General features: G+C 60.6%; 17 protein-coding genes. 12 read left to right on the plus strand and 5 right to left on the minus strand.

Features of this window, described 5'->3' with window-relative positions; translation table 11 throughout:
* Positions 1-423: 423 nt before the first annotated feature.
* From IEX53_RS02975 to IEX53_RS02995, 5 genes are all read left to right on the plus strand, one after another.
* Complete coding sequence (locus IEX53_RS02975) at positions 424-1170, plus strand: cytochrome c biogenesis CcdA family protein (RefSeq protein WP_188821307.1); 747 nt, start codon at positions 424-426, stop codon at positions 1168-1170.
* 78 nt (positions 1171-1248) lie between these two features.
* Positions 1249-2613, plus strand: coding sequence for a bifunctional UDP-N-acetylglucosamine diphosphorylase/glucosamine-1-phosphate N-acetyltransferase GlmU (glmU, locus tag IEX53_RS02980; protein WP_188821309.1), 1365 nt, complete (start codon positions 1249-1251; stop codon positions 2611-2613).
* Positions 2614-2710: 97 nt separating this feature from the next.
* The gene (gene glmS / locus IEX53_RS02985; RefSeq protein WP_188821311.1) at positions 2711-4534 is read left to right on the plus strand and encodes a glutamine--fructose-6-phosphate transaminase (isomerizing); all 1824 of its coding nucleotides are present in this window, start codon (positions 2711-2713) and stop codon (positions 4532-4534) included.
* A gap of 70 nt (positions 4535-4604) precedes the next feature.
* Positions 4605-4802 carry a type II toxin-antitoxin system VapB family antitoxin gene (locus IEX53_RS02990; RefSeq protein WP_188821313.1) on the plus strand — a complete coding sequence of 66 codons (198 nt, stop codon included), beginning with the start codon at positions 4605-4607 and terminating at the stop codon, positions 4800-4802.
* A gap of 6 nt (positions 4803-4808) precedes the next feature.
* Positions 4809-5177 carry a type II toxin-antitoxin system VapC family toxin gene (locus IEX53_RS02995; RefSeq protein ID WP_188821315.1) on the plus strand — a complete coding sequence of 123 codons (369 nt, stop codon included), beginning with the start codon at positions 4809-4811 and terminating at the stop codon, positions 5175-5177.
* Positions 5178-5182: 5 nt separating this feature from the next.
* Here IEX53_RS02995 and recG read toward each other — a convergent pair whose 3' ends face one another.
* Positions 5183-7291, minus strand: a complete 2109-nt coding sequence (gene recG / locus IEX53_RS03000) for an ATP-dependent DNA helicase RecG (protein WP_188821316.1) — start codon at positions 7289-7291, stop codon at positions 5183-5185.
* Between the two features lie 122 nt (positions 7292-7413).
* Here recG and IEX53_RS03005 point away from each other — a divergent pair, with 122 nt between their 5' ends.
* The 3 genes from IEX53_RS03005 to IEX53_RS03015 are packed head-to-tail and all read left to right on the plus strand — an operon-like array spanning position 7414 to position 11791.
* Complete coding sequence (locus tag IEX53_RS03005) at positions 7414-7701, plus strand: FAD assembly factor SdhE (RefSeq protein WP_188821318.1); 288 nt, start codon at positions 7414-7416, stop codon at positions 7699-7701.
* An 11-nt stretch (positions 7702-7712) separates the two neighbouring features.
* Complete coding sequence (mfd, locus tag IEX53_RS03010) at positions 7713-11210, plus strand: transcription-repair coupling factor (RefSeq protein WP_188821320.1); 3498 nt, start codon at positions 7713-7715, stop codon at positions 11208-11210.
* Between the two features lie 8 nt (positions 11211-11218).
* Entirely contained in the window at positions 11219-11791 is a 573-nt protein-coding gene (locus tag IEX53_RS03015) for a hypothetical protein (RefSeq protein ID WP_188821322.1), read from the plus strand.
* 37 nt (positions 11792-11828) lie between these two features.
* Here IEX53_RS03015 and IEX53_RS03020 read toward each other — a convergent pair whose 3' ends face one another.
* Both IEX53_RS03020 and IEX53_RS03025 read right to left on the minus strand, forming a co-directional pair.
* A complete protein-coding gene (locus IEX53_RS03020) occupies positions 11829-12500 on the minus strand; it encodes a DsbA family oxidoreductase (protein WP_373288535.1) in 672 nt (223 codons plus the stop codon).
* Positions 12501-12548: 48 nt separating this feature from the next.
* The gene (locus IEX53_RS03025; RefSeq protein ID WP_236016027.1) at positions 12549-14276 is read right to left on the minus strand and encodes an extracellular solute-binding protein; all 1728 of its coding nucleotides are present in this window, start codon (positions 14274-14276) and stop codon (positions 12549-12551) included.
* Positions 14277-14614: 338 nt separating this feature from the next.
* Here IEX53_RS03025 and IEX53_RS03030 point away from each other — a divergent pair, with 338 nt between their 5' ends.
* Positions 14615-15229 carry an invasion associated locus B family protein gene (locus IEX53_RS03030; protein WP_188821326.1) on the plus strand — a complete coding sequence of 205 codons (615 nt, stop codon included), beginning with the start codon at positions 14615-14617 and terminating at the stop codon, positions 15227-15229.
* 278 nt (positions 15230-15507) lie between these two features.
* Here the strand turns inward: IEX53_RS03030 and hspQ are convergent, their stop codons facing one another.
* Complete coding sequence (hspQ, locus tag IEX53_RS03035; RefSeq protein ID WP_188821328.1) at positions 15508-15846, minus strand: heat shock protein HspQ; 339 nt, start codon at positions 15844-15846, stop codon at positions 15508-15510.
* A gap of 32 nt (positions 15847-15878) precedes the next feature.
* The gene (locus IEX53_RS03040) at positions 15879-17102 is read right to left on the minus strand and encodes a UbiH/UbiF family hydroxylase (protein ID WP_188821330.1); all 1224 of its coding nucleotides are present in this window, start codon (positions 17100-17102) and stop codon (positions 15879-15881) included.
* 165 nt (positions 17103-17267) lie between these two features.
* Here IEX53_RS03040 and pcsA point away from each other — a divergent pair, with 165 nt between their 5' ends.
* The 3 genes from pcsA to IEX53_RS03055 all read left to right on the plus strand — a co-directional run bounded on the left by pcsA (position 17268) and on the right by IEX53_RS03055 (position 20166).
* Positions 17268-18026, plus strand: a complete 759-nt coding sequence (gene pcsA / locus IEX53_RS03045) for a phosphatidylcholine synthase (RefSeq protein WP_308429128.1) — start codon at positions 17268-17270, stop codon at positions 18024-18026.
* A gap of 18 nt (positions 18027-18044) precedes the next feature.
* Positions 18045-19019: a quinone oxidoreductase family protein gene (locus IEX53_RS03050; RefSeq protein ID WP_188821332.1), complete on the plus strand. Its 975-nt coding sequence runs from the start codon at positions 18045-18047 to the stop codon at positions 19017-19019.
* A gap of 166 nt (positions 19020-19185) precedes the next feature.
* The gene (locus IEX53_RS03055) at positions 19186-20166 is read left to right on the plus strand and encodes a quinone oxidoreductase family protein (RefSeq protein ID WP_188821334.1); all 981 of its coding nucleotides are present in this window, start codon (positions 19186-19188) and stop codon (positions 20164-20166) included.
* The last annotated feature ends 141 nt before the right edge of the window (positions 20167-20307 follow it).

Here is a 20307-nt window from a genome sequence, read left to right on the forward strand (position 1 = left end):
GGAATTCGGGGCAAAGCTGATCCTCCGCTCGCTTGGTCTCGATTCTAGGCAAACTTGTGGTGAAAATGGGCGGACCAAAAATTCTCCGCGTCCCTTCGACCTGCGTCAACGATAGCACGGATTTTACTTGGGATTGCTGCAGGGTGAGATTAAGGCTTTAACGTTGCCACGGGAACGTTGGCTGTGACCATCCCTTCACCCCCGCCCTTCGAGGCTCGCTTCGCGAGCACCTCAGGATGAGGGTGAAGGGGCGTCGGCGCTTCCTATAGGGTACGGACGGCGGCGCTTCAGTAGCCCTCATGGTGAGGTGCGAATGGAGCGCAGCGGAATGAGCCTCGAACCACGAGGGCGCTTGGCGCTGATTTCGCCGAAACGTAAAATGCTGTAGCAAATGACGAAACCGGAAAGCACTGAGGGGAAAACATGGCGCTCGACGTCTCCTATGTAACGGCGGTTGGTGCGGGTGCGCTGTCGTTCCTGTCGCCCTGCGTGCTGCCGCTCGTCCCGCCCTATCTGTGCTATATGGCGGGCGTTTCCGTCGAGGATTTCCGGGCCGATGGGGCTGCTGCTGCCGATGCCTCGCGGAGATGGGCACTGTTCGCCGCATCCTTCGCCTTTGTGCTGGGCTTCACCACGGTGTTTGTTGCGCTGGGTGCAGGGGCTTCGTCGATCGGCGCATTTCTGCGGGCATGGCAGCAGGAGATCGCCATTATCGCCGGCCTTGCCATCATCGTGATGGGCCTCAACTTCCTCGGTCTCTTCCGCCTGTCGATCCTCTCCCGCGAGGCCCGCTTCCAGGCGCGGAGCGCTCCGGCCAACCCGGTCGGCGCCTATGTGATGGGCCTCGCCTTCGCCTTCGGCTGGACGCCCTGCATCGGCCCAGCGCTGGGGCTGATCTTGAAGCTGGCGGAAGCAAGAGATACGGTTGGCGAGGGTGCGGCGCTTCTGGCCATATATTCGCTGGGGCTGGGTATCCCCTTCATCGTTGCTGCGTTGTTTTCCGGCGCGTTCATGCGCTTTTTGACAAAATTTCGGGTACATCTCGGCAAGGTCGAAAAGATCATGGGCGTTCTATTGATCGTCTCAGGCGTGCTTTTCCTGACCGGGGGGATGCAGTCCTTCGCCTTCTGGCTCATGGAAACATTTCCTGCGCTAGGCCAACTCGGGTAAGCCTATTTATAGGCTTTGCCGATTAGGGTAGGGGCCTTATAAAGCCACCGCTCTGTTCCCTCATCAGGTACTTATCCCATGACCAGCCGAACCTGTCTTTCGATCATCCTTGCCGCCGGCGAAGGGACGCGGATGAAATCCGATCTGCCCAAGGTACTGCACAAGGTTGCCGGTCTGCCGCTCGTCTGCCATGTGGCCAAGGCGATCAAAGGTGCGGGCGGCAGCGACATTGCGCTCGTGGTCGGACGCGGCGCGGATGAGGTGAGGGCGGCGGTGGAGCAGGTTTCGCCTAACGTCTCGGCCTATGAGCAGAAGGAGCGTCTCGGCACCGCCCATGCGGTGTTGGCGGCGCGCGAGGCCATCGCGCGGGGCTATGACGATCTTCTCATCGTCTTCGGCGACACGCCGCTTATAGAGGATCGCGCCTTGCTCGAAGCCCGCGAAAAGCTGGCTGAAGGCTTCGATATCGTGGTGATGGGCTTCCGCCCGGCGAACCCCTCGGGCTATGGCCGGCTGATCGAAGAGAACGGCAATCTGGTTGCGATACGCGAGGAAAAGGACGCAACCGATTCTGAGAAAAGCATAAATTTCTGCAATGGGGGGTTGATGGCCCTGCGCGGGGAACATGCGCTCGCGCTGCTCGACCAGGTGCGCAACGACAATGCCAAGGGCGAGTTCTATCTCACTGATATCGTTGAAATTGCGCATCATGGCGGACTGCGGGTGACGGCCATCGAAGTGCCGGTGGACAATGTCATCGGCATCAACACGCGCGTCGAACTCGCCGAAGCCGAAGCCATCTGGCAGGCCCGCCGCCGCCGCGCGATCATGCTTTCGGGCGTCACGCTGATTGCGCCGGAAACCGTGTTCTTCGCCCATGATACAGTCATCGAGGCGGATGTGATCATCGAGCCAAACGTCTTTTTCGGCCCCGGTGTGCATGTTGCCTCCGGCGCGATGATCCATGCCTTCAGTCATCTGGAAGGCGCGCATGTCGGCGCAAACGGTGAAATCGGCCCCTTCGCGCGGCTGCGCCCAGGCGCAAACCTCAGCGAAAATGCGAAGGTCGGCAATTTCTGCGAGGTGAAGAACGCGGATGTCGGCAAGGGCGCTAAGATCAACCATCTCTCCTATATCGGAGATGCCTCGGTCGGCGCAGGGGCCAATATCGGAGCGGGGACGATCACCTGCAATTATGACGGCTACAACAAATGGCGCACCGAGATCGGCGAGGGAACGTTCATCGGCTCCAACAGCTCGCTGGTCGCGCCGGTTTCTGTTGGCCACAATGCCTATGTCGCCTCCGGCAGCGTCATCACCGAAAACGTACCCGCCGATGCGCTCGCCTTCGGGCGGGCAAGGCAGGAGGTCAAGGAAGGCCGCGCCACCGCCCTGCGCGAGAAATACGCGTCCATCAAGGCGGCGAAGAAGGCCGGAAAATAGTCGTTAAAATATGAAACCCATTGTGACTATCCGTGCGGATAGCCACGCTTTAAGCAGGTTTCGAAATCTGGAATTTTAAGCGGAAGGAAACGCTTGCATGTGTGGCATTATCGGGATCGTCGGCGAGAAACCTGCGGCACCGCGTCTGGTCGATGCGTTGAAGCGGCTCGAATATCGCGGCTATGATTCGGCTGGCGTCGCCACGCTGGAAGGCGGCGCGCTCGACCGCCGCCGCGCCGAGGGCAAGCTCGTCAATCTGGAAAAGCGCCTTGCCGACGATCCGCTTGACGGCACCATCGGCATCGGCCACACCCGCTGGGCGACTCACGGCGCGCCCACCGAGCGCAACGCCCATCCCCACACCACCCCGAAGCTCGCCATCGTCCACAACGGCATTATCGAGAATTTCGCCGAATTGCGCGCCGATCTCGAAGCCGATGGTTATGAGTTCCAGACCGACACCGACACCGAGGCCGTGGCGCATCTGGTGACGCGCGAGCTCGACCGCGGCAAGACGCCGGTAGACGCCGTGCGCGAGAGCCTGCCGAAGCTCAAGGGCGCTTTCTCGCTGGCCTTCCTCTTTGTGGGCGAGAACGATCTCCTGATCGGCGCGCGTCGCGGCTCCCCGCTCGCGGTCGGCTACGGCGAAGGCGAAATGTTCTTCGGCTCCGACGCCATCGCGCTGGCTCCCTTCACCGACACGGTCAGCTATCTGGAAGAGGGTGACTGGGCGGTCCTGACGCGTAACAGCGCCGTCATCTATGACGAAACCGGCAAGGAAGTGTCCCGCCCGGTCAGGAAAACTGCGGGCAGCGCCTTTCTCGTCAGCAAGGGCAACCACCGCCATTTCATGGAAAAGGAAATCCACGAGCAGCCGGAAGTCATCTCCCATACGCTCGCCCATTATCTCGATTTCACCAATGGCCGGGTGCGGCTGGAGAATATTCCGGTCGATTTCTCGAAGATCAACCGGCTGGCGATTTCCGCTTGCGGCACTGCCTTCTATGCCGCGTCCATCGGCAAATACTGGTTCGAGCAGATCGCGCGCATGCCTGTTGATATCGATATCGCCTCCGAGTTCCGTTACCGCGAAATGCCGCTGTCGAAGGACACGCTGGCGCTCTTCGTCTCGCAGTCGGGCGAAACCGCCGACACGCTGGCGAGCTTGCGCTATTGCAGGGCTGAGGGCCTCAAGATCGCATCCATCGTCAATGTGAAGGAATCGACGATTGCACGGGAATCGGACGTCACCTTCCCGACCCTGGCCGGCCCGGAAGTGGGGGTTGCCTCCACGAAAGCCTTCACCTGCCAGCTTTCCGTCCTCGCCGCGCTCGCCATCGCAGCGGGCAGGGCGCGCGGAACGATCGACGAGCAGGAAGAGGCGCGATTTGTCCGCTATCTGTCGGAAGTGCCGCGTTTCGCAAACGATGTTCTAAAGCTCTCGCCGCAAGTCGAGGCGGTCTGCCGCGAGCTGATGCTGGTCAAGCACGCGCTTTATTTGGGACGCGGCACGAGCTTCCCCCTCGCGATGGAAGGCGCGCTGAAGCTGAAGGAGATCTCCTACATCCACGCCGAAGGCTACGCGGCGGGTGAGCTCAAGCACGGCCCCATCGCTCTCATCGACGACACCATGCCCGTCATCGTCATCGCGCCGCATGACAAGCTCTATGAAAAGACCGTTTCCAACATGCAGGAAGTGGCGGCGCGCGGCGGTCGGATCATCCTGATTACCAATGCCAAGGGCGCCGCAGAAACGGGCATAAAGACACTCGACACCATCATCCTGCCCGACATGCCGGACCTGATCGCGCCGCTGATCTACGCCCTGCCGGTGCAGATGCTCGCCTACCACACTGCCGTCTTCATGGGCACGGATGTGGACCAGCCGCGCAATCTGGCGAAGTCGGTGACGGTGGAGTAAGGGCATTGAGAAGGAGTGGTAATTCCTGTGTCTCGATGATAGGCTTTATCCTCTGGAAATAGGTGCTCCCATGCGTACAACCCTTGCATTGGACGACGCCTTGGTTGCCAAGGCACAAGCCATAACCGGCCTGGAAGAAAAATCGGCGCTTGTTGAAGAAGCGCTGAAGGCATTGATCGAGCGGGAAAGCGCGCGGCAGCTCGCCAGGCTTGGGGGCACCGAGCCGGATATGGCCGTTCCGCCGCGCCGTCGCTTTACGCCTCAATAGTTCGCCATGCTTCTGGTGGACACGTCGGTCTGGATAGATCATTTCCGCAAGGAAGATGCTGGCCTGCTTCGTCATTTGACGAATTGGAACGTATGCGCGCATCCCTTTGTCATCGGCGAATTGGCTTTGGGACACTTGCGCCAGCGCACAGTAATCCTTGATCGTCTTCGTGGTCTGCCCAAGATTGCGGCGGCCCCCGATGAAAAAGTTTCGCAAATGATTGAGGATCAATCCCTTCAAGGGCTTGGCATAGGTTATGTGGATGCCCATTTGCTGACCGCCGCGAAGCTATCGCCGGGCACGCTGATCTGGACACGCGACAAGCGGTTGGCAGCGGTCGCTTCGAAATTGCAACTGAACGCTAACCCGCCATAGCGCCTTCACCCCGCCCGTAGCAACCGAACCGCCTCATCGCGCCCGAACAGATAGAGCAGCAGCCGTAGCGCCGCGCCGCGTTCGCTTGCCAAGTCGGGATCACGTTCCAGAATAAGCCGGGCGTCCTTGCGGGCGATTTCCAATAGGTCGCCATGCACTTCGATGGAGGCGAGGCGGAAGCCGGGGGTGCCTGATTGCCGCGTGCCCAGCAGTTCGCCTTCGCCGCGCAGCTTCAAATCTTCTTCCGCGATGCGAAAGCCGTCTTCCGTCTCACGCATGACCTGAAGCCTCGCGCGGGAAACTTCCCCGAGCGGGCCTTTATAAAGCAGCAGGCAGGTGGAAGGCTTGTCGCCGCGCCCCACGCGCCCGCGCAATTGGTGCAATTGCGCGAGGCCGAAGCGCTCGGCGTGTTCTATGACGATGACGGTGGCATCAGGCACATCCACGCCCACCTCGATGACGGTGGTGGCGATGAGAATGCGCGTTTCGCCCTGCTTGAAGGCGCGCATCGCCTCGTCCTTTTCTGCGCCGCTCATCCGTCCATGGATGAGGCCGATCCGATTGCCGAAAATGGGTTGCAGCGACTGGAAGCGTTCTTCGGCGGAGGTGAGTTCGACAACCTCCGATTCCTCCACCAGCGGGCAGATCCAGTAAATCTTTTGCCCATCCGCGATGGCCGCGCGCATCCGCTCGACCAACTCGTCCATCCGCTCCATGGGTATGGTGGCGGTGGTGATGGGACGCCGCCCGGCCGGCTTTTCGGTGAGCTTGGAGACATCCATGTCGCCGAACGCCGTCAACACCAGCGTGCGCGGAATAGGCGTGGCCGTCATGACAAGCATGTCCGGCGCAGTACCCTTCGCCGTCAATTGCAGGCGCTGGTGAACCCCGAATCGGTGCTGCTCATCGATGATGGTCAGCACCAGGTCGTGATACTCGACCTTCTCCTGAAAAAGCGCGTGCGTGCCGATGATGATGTCGATCTCGCCGCTTTTGAGGTTATCGAGAATATGCTGGCGCTCGCGCCCTTTCTCGCGGCCCGTCAGCAATGCGGCCCTCAGCCCCGCCCTTTCCGCAATAGGTGCGATGGTGGCGTAGTGCTGCCGCGCCAGCACCTCCGTCGGGGCCATCAGCGCCGATTGGCCGCCAGCTTCCGCTGCATGGGCCATGGCGAGGAGGCCCACTACAGTCTTGCCCGATCCGACATCGCCCTGCAGCAGGCGCAGCATCCGTTCGGGTTTCTTGAGATCGGCAATGATATCCTCGACGGCCTTCTTCTGGCTGCTGGTCAGCGAATAGGGCAGGGCCTCCAGCACTTGCTCCACCAGTTTCCCATCCCCGCTGAGCGTCCTGCCGGAGAGTTTTCGCGTTTTCAGCCGCACCAGCGCCAGCGCAAGCTGCCCGGCGAGAAATTCGTCATAGGCAAGCCGCCGACGCGCCGGGCTTGTCTGATCGATATCGGCGGGATCTTCCGGCTGATGCAGGATGTTGAGTGCCTCGACATGGCCGGGAAGCTGCTCGCGCACAAGTAGGGCCGGGTCGATCCATTCGGGGAAGGGCGGAACGCGCGTCAACGCCTCCCTGATGGCGCGCGTCAGCGTCTTGGGGGATAGCCCTGCGGTCAGCGGATAGACCGGCTCGACCAACGGCAGCGCCGCTGCATCCGCAACGCTGGCGATATGGTCCGGATGCACCATCGAGGCGCGGCCATTGAACCATTCCATCCGGCCCGAGACGATGATCGTCTCGCCCACCGGCATGGTCTTCTCCAGCCATGGCATTTGCGCATGAAAAAAGACGAGCCCGATTTCGCCCGTCTCGTCATGACAGAAGACGCGATGCGGAACATTGTTCCGCCCCTTTGGCGCAGGCTGGTGGCGGTCGACCCGCACCTCCAGCGTCACGATCGCTCCCTCTTGCGCGAACGCAATGCCGGGCCGGTTGCGACGGTCGATGATGCTGTGCGGCGGCAGGAAGAGAAGCTGGCCGATGCGCGGCTCGGTGCTCAGCCCCTCCGTTCCCAAAAGCTTCGCCAAAAGCGCGGTCACTTTCGGCCCGACGCCGGAAAGCGATTGGACGGAGGCAAAGAGCGGATCGAGCAGAGACGGGCGCATAAGTTGACCTTTACCGCGTTCGTTATGCCTTGCAAGGCTGACAGAACCGTCATCCCGCGCTATATGCACGGCAACCCCTTTCCCGCTTATGATTTTGAGCGGCAATCAAGAGAGACAAGACTATGACGGGCAGCACGTTGCAAAGCGCTGATCTCGACCCACGGCGGCGCAAGCTTCTATTCCGCTCCTGGCATCGGGGCATGCGCGAGACGGATCTGATCCTGGGCCAATATGCCGATGCGCATATCGCGGGAATGTCCGACCCAACGCTCGATGAATATGAGCGGCTGCTGGAAGTGCTCGACCGCGACATCCTGAAATGGGTGACGGGCGAGGACGCGACGCCGCCTGAATACGACACGCCGCTTTTCCGCGACATCATCGCCTTCCGTCAAAGAATGCAGTTTTAAGACTGAGAATCATGCCTGTTTTCTCGAAACTCGGACTGAAACTCGGCTCTGCGCGCCATATCGTCATCGATGGCGTGGCGGATGGGTATGAAGCATTCGCCCTTGCGCGCATCGTCGAGGAATTGGGTGAGGGCGGCCCGGTCCTCTTCATCGTGCGCGATAGTCAGCGCGCCGCAGACATTGAGCAGGTGCTCGGCTTCGTCAGGCCTGAGCTTCCGGTGCTGAACTTCCCCGCCTGGGATTGCCTGCCCTATGACCGCGTTTCGCCGGGGGCCGATGCGGCCGCCCGCCGCCTGACCGCCATGGCCGGCATGGCGGCGCTGGTGGCGAAGAAGCACCCGGGCGTGATTCTCGCCACCGCCAATGCCGCCTTGCAGAAGCTGCCGCCGCGCGAGGCCATTGCGGAGCAGGTCTTCGTCGCACGCCCCGGCAACCGCGTCGATATGAACGAGCTGGCGCAGCGGCTGGAGCGCAACGGCTTCGAGCGCGTCTCTACCGTGCGCGATGTCGGCGAGTTTGCTGTGCGCGGCGGTATTCTCGATCTCTATGCGCCGGGCGCGGAGGAACCGCTCCGCCTCGATTTCTTCGGCGACACGCTGGAAACGATTCGCGCCTTCGACCCCGCCTCGCAGCGCACCACCGGCACCCGCACGGAATTCTCGCTCCAGCCGATGAGCGAGGTGACGCTGTTGCCCGATGCGATCAGCCGCTTCCGTACCAACTATATCCAGTCCTTCGGCGCGCCCTCGCGCGACGACGCGCTCTATCAGGCAATCACCGAAGGCCGCCGCTTCGCCGGTATGGAGCATTGGCTGCCGCTCTTTTATGATAAGCTCGAAACGGTCTTCGACCATGCAGGCAACATGCCTGTTGTCTTCGACCATCTGGCCCATGAGGCGATGGCTGAGCGGCACAAGATGGTGCTTGACCATTACGAGGCGCGTAAGCGGCAGGCGGAAGGCAAGGAGCCGGGCGACGCCGTGCCCTATAAGCCGGTTGCACCGTCGACGCTGTATCTCTCGCCCGAGGCGGTGGAGCGTGCCGCTGCAGGCGCCGGTGTCCGCATCGATCTGACGCCCTTCGAGCAGCCCGATATGCCGGGGCGGCTTCTCATCCACGCCAACGCTCATAAGGGCCGCAATTTCGCCGAGGAGCGCGCCCAGCAGGACGTCAACCTCTTCGAGCGCGTGGTGGATTATCTTGGCAAGCTGCGTGCGGACGGCAAAAAAGTCCTGCTCGCCGCCTGGAGCGAGGGCTCGCTTGACCGCCTGATGCAGGTGCTGGCCGAGCATGGGCTCGAAAAGATCGAGACGGTGCAGAACCTCTCCACCGTCAAGGCGCTGTCGCGCGACAAGATCACCGCCACGGTGCTCTTCATCGAAAGCGGCTTCGACGCGGGCGACCTCGTGGTGGTCGCCGAGCAGGACATTCTGGGCGACCGACTTGTGCGCCACTCCAAGCGCCGCAAGCGCGACCGCGATTTCATCAGCGAGGCCGGGTCGTTGGCGGCGGGCGATATCGTCGTGCATGTCGATCATGGCATCGGCCGTTTCGTCGGGCTCAAGACCATCACAGCGGCGGGTGCGCCGCATGATTGTCTGGAAATCCACTATGCAGGCGATGACCGCCTGTTCCTGCCGGTGGAGAATATCGAGCTTCTGTCCCGCTATGGCTCGGAAGGCTCGGACGCCGTACTGGACAAGCTTGGCGGCGGTGCATGGCAGGCGCGCAAGGCCAAGCTCAAGAAGCAGCTTCTGGCCATTGCCGGTCATCTCATTCGTATTGCGGCCGAGCGGCAGATGCGCGGCGCGCCGGTGTTGACCCCGCCCGATGGCGTCTATGGCGAGTTCGCCGCGCGCTTCCCCTATGACGAGACCGACGACCAGCTTTCAGCCATCGAAGCGGTGTTCGACGATCTAGCAGAGGGCAAGCCGATGGACCGCTTGATCTGCGGCGATGTCGGCTTCGGCAAGACGGAAGTGGCGCTGCGCGCGGCTTTCGTCGCGGCGCTGAACGGCTATCAGGTGGCGGTGGTGGTGCCGACCACCCTCTTGTCGCGCCAGCATTTCAAGACCTTTTCCAACCGCTTCCATGGGTTGCCCATCAATGTCGCCCATGCCTCGCGCCTCGTGAACGCCAAGGAACTTGCCCAGACCAAGAAGGACGTGGCCGAAGGCAAGGTCGATATCGTCGTCGGCACCCATGCGCTGCTGGGGCAGGGGATCAAGTTCAACAATCTGGGTCTGCTTATCATCGATGAGGAGCAGCATTTCGGCGTCAAGCACAAGGAGCGGCTGAAAGAGCTGAAGTCGGATATCCATGTGCTGACGCTTTCGGCGACTCCCATTCCGCGCACCCTGCAACTGGCGCTGACCGGCGTGCGCGAGCTTTCGCTCATCACCACCCCGCCGGTGGACCGCATGGCGGTGCGCACCTTCGTCTCGCCCTTCGACCCGCTGGTTATTCGCGAAACGCTGCTGCGCGAGCGCTATCGCGGCGGGCATAGCTTCTATGTCGTCCCGCGCATCGCCGATCTGGCGGAAGTGAAGGAATTCCTCGACAGTCATGTGCCGGAGCTGAAGGTCGCCGTTGCCCATGGCCAGATGCCGCCGGGTGAACTCGACGACATCATGAATGCCTTCTACGACGGCCAGTACGACGTGCTGCTCTCGACGACAATCGTCGAATCCGGCCTCGATATCCCCACGGCCAACACGCTCATCATCCACCGCGCCGATATGTTCGGCCTGTCGCAGCTATACCAGCTGCGTGGACGCGTGGGACGTTCGAAGGTGCGCGCCTTCGCGCTCTTCACCCTGCCCCCGAACAAGATGCTGACGCCCAATGCCGAGCGCCGCCTGAAAGTGCTGCAATCGCTCGACACGCTGGGCGCGGGCTTCCAGCTTGCCAGCCATGACATGGACATTCGCGGCGCGGGCAATCTTCTGGGCGAAGAACAATCCGGCCACATCAAGGAAGTCGGCTTCGAGCTTTACCAGCAGATGCTGGAAGAGGCCGTGGCTGAATTGAAAGGCACTGGCGAAGTGGAAGACGCGCACTGGTCGCCACAGATTTCCATTGGTACGGCGGTGATGATCCCCGAATCCTACGTGCCGGATCTGCAATTGCGGCTTGGCCTCTACCGCCGCCTCGCTGATCTGGAGCAGCCGCAGGAGATTGACGGCTTCGGCGCGGAACTCATCGACCGCTTCGGCCCGCTGCCGGAGGAAGTGCAGCATCTGCTCAAGATCGTCTTCATCAAGGCGCTCTGCCGCAAGGCCAATGTCGAGAAGCTCGACGCCGGGCCGAAGGGCGCAGTCATCCAGTTCCGCAACAAGACCTTCCCGAACCCGGCGGCGCTGGTGAAAATGATCGGCGAGCAGGGCTCCATGGCGAAGATCCGTCCGGATCAGGGCATTGTCTTCATCCGCGACTGGCCGACGCCGGAGAAGCGGTTGAACGGAGCGGCAGTGATCATGACACAACTGGCGAAGATTGCGGTGGGATGAAGGGGAATTTGACTGCACCCGATATTGAAGCGTCCGGCAGAATTTTACCCGCAGTGATTGATAAATTTAATTTATCAATGTTGACGTGTATGTATCATTTAGCTATTCTAATGATGCAAATGATCCATCGTGAAATGTATTTTTTAATTTGGAGTGGGAGTATGTTGAAAGAATATGCATCTGCCCGCTGGGCAAGCTGCCTAGCTTGTATTGGAGTCCTTTTCGTTGCGGCGGACGGACCAGTAGCGGACGCTGCCGACCTGACAGTTACACAGACTCAGGCACATAGCATCACAGCGTCCCGGTCTCGCGTAATTTGGGGGCAACCCGTAATATTGACCGCCAATCTTCACAAAAGCGAGGTAAGAGGTTCTGATGTTGGATTCTATGTTGGGTGCAGCCCCGGCGAGCGTTATCTTGGTTTAGGACAATTTGTGAATGATGGCGTGCAAATCAATATCCATGCAAATCAATTGAGTCTCGGCTCGAACACAATAGGAGTCGAATATTATACTAAAGATGGGGATTTCACATACTTTTGCACCGAAAATGTAGTCACAGTTCTTCCTGTAACTCAATAACTGGCCCAACTGTGCAAAGGGGAGATGAGATCTCCCCCTAACGATCCTCCGCCAACCCCGGCTCAAAACCATCCGCAGCCTGCGCGATGGCATCGGCCAGCACTTCCGCCGTCTGTGCGCCCATCACGGCATATTTCTGGTCGATGATGAAGCAGGGCACGCCGCGCACGCCGATGCGGTGGGCGGTTTCGATTTCTTGTTTCACGCTTTCGCGGTCTGCGTCGGTGGCAAGCAGGCTCGCTACGATCTGGCCGTCCATGCCGCAGGCCGAAGCTGCATCCACCAGCACCTCATGGTCGCCGATATTGAGGCCTTGCTCGAAATAGAACGAGAAGAGCTTGCCGACCACCTGATCCTGTGTGTCCGGGCCGGCCTGCGAGGCCCACTGGATGACGCGGTGCGCGTCAAGCGTGTTCGGCATGACCTCGATGGCGTCGAAATCGAATTCGATGCCGTCTTCCTCGCCAAGCTTGATCAGCTGGTCGTGGATTTCGTCGATGCGCGACTGGCTTGTGAACTTGTCCTTCATATAGGCCTTGCGGTCCTTGCCGGCGGGCGGAATGCTCGGGTCGAGCTGGAAAGGCCGCCAGCGCACGGCCACGTCCACATCCGGCAGAAGCTCCAGCGCCCGCTCCAGCCGCTTGCGGCCCAGATAACACCAGGGGCATACCACGTCGGACACGACATCGATGGTGATCTGCCTGTTCATTATGCCGGTCTCCGATGTTGTTGCTGATTCCGGCTTTTCCGGAACGGTTTATGTGGGATCATGCCACCATGTCGACAACTGGAACCCATACAGGGAAGTCCTTTCCGGATGCTTTATCCGCTGCCAGTGCGCGACCCATTGCGCGGGCGGATGATAGAGCGGCACATAATAATAGCCCGAGATCAGCACCCGATCGAGCGCGCGAACAGCGCTGACGAAATCTTCCTCTCCGCGCGCCGCAAGCAGCGCCGTAATCATCGCGTCCACGGCGGGGTCGGCGACGCCGGCATAGTTGAAGCTGCCTTGCGCGTCGCGCGAAATCGAGCCCCAGCGTCCCCACTGCTCCTCGCCCGGTGACAGCGTTCCGCTGAGCGCGCCCAGAATCATGTCGTAATCGAAGGTCTGCAGTCGCTGCTGATATTGTGCGTCGTCCACCGTGCGCACATTGACCGTGATGCCGAGACGCCGGAGCGTGCGCGCATAGGCGAGGCTGATCTTTTCCTCGTCCGGCCCGCGCGTCATGATCTCGAAGGTGAAAGGCTGGCCGGAAGGGTCGAATGCCTGCTCGTCGTGGAAAGTATATCCAGCCTGAAGCAGAAGATCATAGGCCCGCTTCGCCGCGGCGCGGTCGCGTCCGCTGCCGTCAGTTACAGGTGCGCGCCATGTCCCGGCCATCACATCGGGTTCCACGGCGTTGGGGAAGGGGGCGAAAAGCGCCTTTTCCCGCGCATCCGCCGGGCGCCCGACCGAGGAGAGCATTGAGCCGTCCCAATACCCTTCGGTACGCTCATAGAGCCCGGCATAGAGCGCACGGTTCGCCCATTCGAAATCGAAGAGGTCCGTCAGAGCCTTCCGCACCCGCTTGTCGGCGAATTTCTCCCGGCGGGTGTTGAAGACGAAGCCCAGCATGTTGTTGGGCGTGCCCTTCTTGAAGTTGTCCTTGACGACAAGTCCCTGGGTGACCGCCGGAAAATTATATTCCGTGCTCCAGCGGGTGGGGTTGCCCTCGACGAGCACATCGACGATGCCCTTCTTGAACGCCTCGAACTGCGCGGTATCGTTGCGGAAATATTCGATGATGATCTGGTCGTAATTGTTGAAACCGCGCCGGGAGGGCACGTCCTTCCCCCAATAGTCGGGGTTACGCTTGTAGACGATGCGCGTGCCCGGCTGCACCTGGTCTATGATATAGGGGCCGCTCCCGACCGGCGGTTTCAGCGAGGCGTTGCCGAAGGTGTTCGGGTCGATGGCGTGTTTCGGCAGTACCGGCATGGCGTTGGCGATGAGCATTGGCAACTCGCGATCCGCCTTGTCGTTGAAGGTGAAGCGGACGCTTCGCTCGCCGGTTTTCTCTATGCTGGCAATCCTGTTCACACGGCTCGAGAAGGGCGGACGCCCCTTCTCCCCAAGCATTTTGTAGGTGAAGATGACGTCGTCCACCGTTATCGGCTGGCCATCCGACCATTTTGCCTTCGGGTTCAGCGTAAACTCGATCCACTTGCGGTCATCGGGCATCTCCACCTTTTCGGCGATCATCCCGTATAGGGAGAACGGTTCGTCGCCGGAGCGCTGCATCAATGGCTCGAAGACCAGATTGCCGAATTCCGCGTCGAGGAAGAGCCCGCGCGCCGTCGTGCGCATGCTTTGCAACACGAAGGGGTTGAGGCTGTCGAACGTGCCGATGACCCCATAATGGATGCTGCCACCCTTCGGGGCGTTGGGGTCGGCATAGGGAAAGTGCGTGTAATCGGGCGGAAGATCAGGCTCGCCATGCATGGCGAGGCCGTAGGTCGGCTCCGCTTGAGCCGGATGGGGGTGGGAGAGGCCCAGACCCACGACGGCCAGGAGGATGGTTATAATGTATTTGCCGAGCATTCCGATTCCGATCGACCGAGCTTAACGCTGATTCGCAGTCAAAGGTTTCATGTTGGTTAAATGCACCAATTGGTGGGTTTTTGTGAACGTGTGGCTTTTCGGCGCTGGATTTGACATGGCAAGCAGTGTAACACGCCTCTCGAACATGAGGTCACCACGCTGTTGCCGTATTCGCACATCACTGACAAGTCGGACGTGACCGCCAAATGGATCAGACCGCTAAAAGGAACCTGTTGACTATGTCCATGACGAAGACTTTCGCTGCCGCCTCCGCTGTTGCTGGCGCGTTCGCTTTGTTTGCAACCGCGACCTTCCCGGCTTTTGCGCAGCAGCCTCCGCAGGGCTGGTTCAAGGTCTGCTCCAAGCAAGAAGATAATGATATCTGCAACACGCAGAATATCGTCACCGCTGATTCCGGCCAGCTGCTGACCGCCGTTAATCTCATCGAGATCAAGGGAAAGATCAACCGCAAGATCTTCCAGGTATCGGTTCCCACCGGCCGCCTGATCCAGGCGGGCGTCGGCATGCAGATCGACACGAACAAGCCGCAGAAGGTCGAATACGGCATCTGCTTCCCCGACCGCTGTATCGCCGAGGTCGTGCTGTCGGACGACCTGCTGAAGGCGCTCCAGAAGGGCAGCAAGATGACGCTGACCTCGGTGAACTTCCAGAACAAGCCGAACCCGATCAACGTTTCGCTTTCCGGCTTCTCGCAGGCGCTGACCGGCCCCGGCCTCCAGCAGCCCGAGCTGGAAGCGCGCCAGAAGGAACTGCAGGAAGCAGTCCAGAAGCGCCAGAAGGAATTCGAGGCCAAGATGAAGGCCGAACAGGAAAAGGCCAAGGCCGGCAAATAATCCGCCATCAGCCTTTTGGAATGAAAAAGGACGCCTTCGGGCGTCCTTTTTGTTATGGTTGCCTTGGCGGAATGGCTCTCTTCAGGACACCTCCCAAGGAAACAACTGTGCGCCCTTCACCCCCGTGGTTCGAGGCGAATTCCGCTGCGCTCCATTCGCACCTCACCATGAGGGTGAAGGACTGCAACGCTGCAATAGCCCTCCTCCTGAGTGCGTAGCGAAGCGGAGCCTCGAAGGGCGAGGGCGCTCTTGGCGATTCCGTCAGAACATGGTCCGCACTAATTCGCGTGCTGCACCTTCACCTTGTAAATCCCATCCTCCACGCGGTCGAAGATGTCGGCTATCTGCGGATGGCGCAGCGGCTCCCCGCTTAAATCGGGCACAAGGTTCTGCTCCGAGACATAGGCGATATATTCGCTCTCCGCGTTCTCGGCGAGCAGGTGATAGAACGGCTGGTCGCGGCGCGGACGCACGGCCTCGGGGATGGACTGATACCATTCTTCCGTATTCGCGAATTCCAGATCGACGTCGAAGACGACACCCCGGAACGGGAAAAGCCGATGCTTGACAACCTGTCCGATCTGGAACTTCGCGTGTTTTATCTGAGTTATGCCCATCGTCCTTGTCGCATCATTGCATTCTCTGATGCCTATTTGGCGCTGCCGGGCCGGAATTTCCAGTCACTAACCGGGGAGAATAGATTGGCGAAGCCGCTGCCGGGCTTGAGCCCCTCCCGCATGAAGAAGCCGCGCAGCGGGGCGAAGGAGCGAAGAAGCTCGAGCCCGACGCCGCGCGCCAGCTGCGCAGGGAGGAGCCCGGAGAGGAGCGAGCGGTTGAGCGCATCGACCGAGCCCGTGCGCGCCAGCACATCGGGCCTCCGCATCCGGTCATAGGCGCGAGTGACGCGGTCGGATCCCACATCGGCAGGATCCGCTTTCAGCGCCTTCACCAGCGTCTCGACATCGCGGACGCCGAGATTGAGGCCCTGCGCGCCGATGGGCGGGAAGACGTGCGCGGCTTCCCCGGCAAGCACCGTGCGGTTGCGGGCGAAGGAAGTGGGCACCAGCCCGGAGAGTGGCCATGCCTGTTGCTTCGTCTCGGTAGTGACCTTGCCGAGCATCGAATACATCCGGGTCTCTACCTCCGCCGCAAGCGCCTCCGCGTCCAGGTCTATCAGCCGGCCCGCGAGGGCGGGATTGGCAACCCAGACGAGGCTGGAGCGGCGGCCCGGGAGGGGAACCTGCGTGAACGGGCCGTCCTCGGTGTGGAATTCGGTCGAGATATTCTCATGATCGAGCGCATGGGCAAAGGAGAGCACCACCGCCGTCTGCGGATAGTTCCAGCGCTTCACACCGATTCCCGCCGCTTCCCGCGCAGGGGAGCCGCGCCCGTCGCAGGCAACGAGCAGCCGCGCCGCGACCTCGCCTTCATCGGTTGTGACCGCGACATGATCCGCCATATGCCGGTAGCCGGTGACTGGCGCGAGGATGCGGGTGATCCGCCGGTCGCCGTCCACAGCGTCGAAAAGCACCTTGTTCAAGGCCGTGTTCGGCATGTTGTAGCCGAAGGCCGATTCGCCGATTTCCCCGGCCCGGAAAGTGACGGCAGGGCTGCGGACGAGGCGGCGCGTGGCGTCGATGATGCGCATGGTCGCGAGCGGTGCGGCCTGCGGCTCTACGGCCTCCCACACGCAGAGTTCACTCAGAAAGCCGATGGCCGGCATCATCAGTGCGGTGGTGCGCTGGTCGTTTTCGCTTGGGGAAGGGCCGATCAGCGCGACCTCATGGCCTTGGCCCGCCAGAGCGAGCGCCGCGATCATGCCCGCCGGGCCGCTGCCCGCAATAGCGATCTGCTTCTCGATTGTAACGGCCATGGCTTATTCCCTTTCGAAACGGCATCCACCTTCATGATCATCTAGGACTGAGACGAAGGAAAGGCACGGGAAAAATCGTCACAAGCGCGGGTCTCGCGCGTTTTCCCTTGCTCTTTAAGCTTAATTTGCGAAAAGGTCTCCCCATCGAGCGACCAACAAAAAAGACTGGCAAGGCGCGTGAAAGAAAAATTGTCCGAGACATTTAAGCCCAAGCGGGTGACCATGCCGCAGGTCCGGGCTTTTTCTGTGCACCTGCTGACGGCGTCCGGCTCCTTCTTGGCTTTTCTTTCCCTCGTTGCCGCTAGCGAGGAGCGTTGGACGGCCATGTTCTGGTGGCTGGGGCTCGCCCTGCTCGTCGATGGCATCGATGGGCCAATCGCCCGCAAGCTGGACGTGAAATATGTCCTGCCCACCTGGTCCGGCGAACTCCTCGACAATATCATCGATTATGTCACTTATGTGCTGATCCCCGCCTTCGCGCTTTACCAAAGCGGCTTCATGGGCGAGGGGCTGTCCTTCCTCTCCGGCGCGATCATCGTCATTTCGAGCGCGATTTATTATGCCGACACGAGCATGAAGACGAAGGAGAATTTCTTCAAGGGCTTCCCCGTAGTGTGGAACATGGTGGTCTTCACGCTGTTCATCGTCAAGCCGGGAGAATGGATTGCATTTGCCACAGTCGTCGTCTCGGCGATCCTGTCGTTCGTGCCGATCCACTTTCTGCATCCCGTGCGGGTCGTCCGCCTGCGCCCGCTCAACCTCACCGTCTTTCTCGTCTGGTGCGCGCTGGGCGCGGTGGCGATCTGCTATGCGCTTGAGGCTCCGCTCTGGGTGCGCATTGGTATTTCCATCACGGGCCTCTATCTTTATTGCATCGGCGCCGTGATGCAGTTCTTCCCTCGGTTGGGGGCTTCACGCGTTTAACCAAAACGGAGTGTAGCGATGACCCATGCCATCCGTGTTCATAAGCTCGGCGGACCGGACGTGCTCGCCTACGAAACGGTGAAGGTAGGCGAGCCTGGATCGGGCGAGGCCAAAATCCGGCAGGAAGCCATCGGCCTCAATTTCATTGACGTTTACTTCCGCACGGGCCTCTATAAAGCTCCCGCGCTCCCCTTTACGCCCGGCAATGAAGGTGCAGGAATCGTCGTTTCCGTCGGCCCCGGCGTCACAAACGTTAAGCCCGGAGACCGCGTCGCCTATGTCGCGACGCTCGGCGCTTATGCCGGGGAGCGCATTGTCCCCGCTGACCGGCTGGTGATCGTTCCAGACGGTATCGATCTCAAGACTGCCGCATCGGTGATGCTGAAAGGCATGACCGCGCAATATCTCCTGCGCCGTACCTTTCCGGCGAAAAAGGGCGATACGATCCTGTTTCATGCCGCAGCGGGCGGCGTCGGGCTTATTGCCGGGCAATGGGCGAAGCATCTGGGTGCGACTGTCATCGGCACCGCAAGTTCCCCCGAAAAGATCGAACTCGCAAAGGCCCATGGCTACGATCATGTTATCAATTACCGCACCGATAATTTCGTCGAGCGCGTCAAGGAACTGACCGGCGGGCAGGGGGTGGATGTGGTTTATGACTCGGTCGGAAACGACACATTCCCGGCCTCGCTCGACGTACTGAAGCCTTTCGGCATGTTCGTAAGCTTCGGCCAGTCCTCCGGCTCTATCCCGCCCTTTGACATCGCCATCCTTCAGCAGAAGGGTTCGCTCTTCGCCACCCGCCCATCGCTCAATCAGTACACCGCCAAACGGCAAGACCTCGAAGCAGCGGCGAAGGATCTCTTCTCTGTCATCGAAAGCGGCGCCGTCTCGGTTAAGATTAACCAGACCTATCCGCTTCAAAATGCAGCCCAGGCGCACGACGATCTTGAGGGGCGAAAGACGACGGGCACAACAGTGCTTATTCCCTAGGCTCCGCCTCTTCTCGAACATTGATGTGCAAAAAATGCTCGCGCTGTCCGTTCCGGTGCGCTGCGCATTGGCATCCGGGTCACCGGCACCTATCTTTACCGGCACCTATCTTTATTGCATCGTCGGCGTGAGGGGCTTCACGCGTTAACCGGAACGGAGTGCAGCAATGACCCATGCCATCCGCGTTCATAAGCTCGGCGGACCCGAGGTGCTTACTTACGAAAAGGTTGAACTCGGCGAACCCGGCCCGGGAGAAGCCAAAATCCGGCAGGAAGCCATCGGTCTCAATTTCCTCGATACCTTGTTCCGCACAGGCACAGGTGTATACAAGGCATCCTCGATGCCCTTCACGCCGGGCAATGAAGGCGCGGGGGTAGTCCTCTCCATCGGGCCGGGCGTGACGAACGTCAAACCCGGCGACCGCGTCGCCTATGTCGTGACGCTGGGCGCTTATGCGGAGGAGCGCATCGTCCGCGCCGACCGGCTTGTACTCGTCCCTGATGGTATCGATCTCAAAACCGCCGCCTCGGTGATGCTGAAAGGCATGACGGTGCAATATCTTCTGCGGCGCACCTTTCCGGTTAAAAAAGGCGACACGATTCTGTTCCACGCCGCAGCGGGCGGCGTCGGCCTCATCGCCGGGCAATGGGCAAAACATCTTGGCGCGACTGTCATCGGCACAGCCAGCTCGCCCGAAAAGATAGAACTCGCCAAGGCCAACGGCTACGATCACGTCATCAACTACCGCACCGAGAATTTCGTCGAGCGTGTGAAGGCGTTGACCGGCGGGCAGGGGGTCGAGGTGGTTTATGACTCGGTTGGCAAGGATACCTTCCCCGGCTCGCTCGATGTCCTGAAGCCGCTCGGCATGTTCGTGAGCTTCGGTCTCTCCTCCGGCCCCATTCCTCCTTTTGATATTTCCCTCCTCCAGCAGAAGGGATCGCTCTTCGCCACGCGGCCAACGCTCAATACCTACATCGCCAGCCAAGAAGATCTCCAGGCCACGGCGAAGGATTTGTTCTCGATCATCGAAAGCGGTGTGGTGTCGGTGCACATCAACCAGACCTATCCGCTGAAAGATGCCGCGCAGGCGCATAGCGATCTTGAAAGCCGCAAGACGACCGGCACGACGGTGCTTATTCCCTAGGCTAACGCTTTTGGTGCATCATCGATGTGCAAAACTTCACTGGTGCGCCTTTTTTGCACTTCCCAATATTAGGGGTGCTGTCATAAGAACGCCCTGAGCAGGGCCCGGCCGTCCGGCCAGGCTCTCATTAGCTTTTGGGGG

Origin of the sequence: Paramesorhizobium endophyticum, assembly GCF_014640615.1 — a bacterium.
Lineage (GTDB): Bacteria > Pseudomonadota > Alphaproteobacteria > Rhizobiales > Rhizobiaceae > Paramesorhizobium > Paramesorhizobium endophyticum.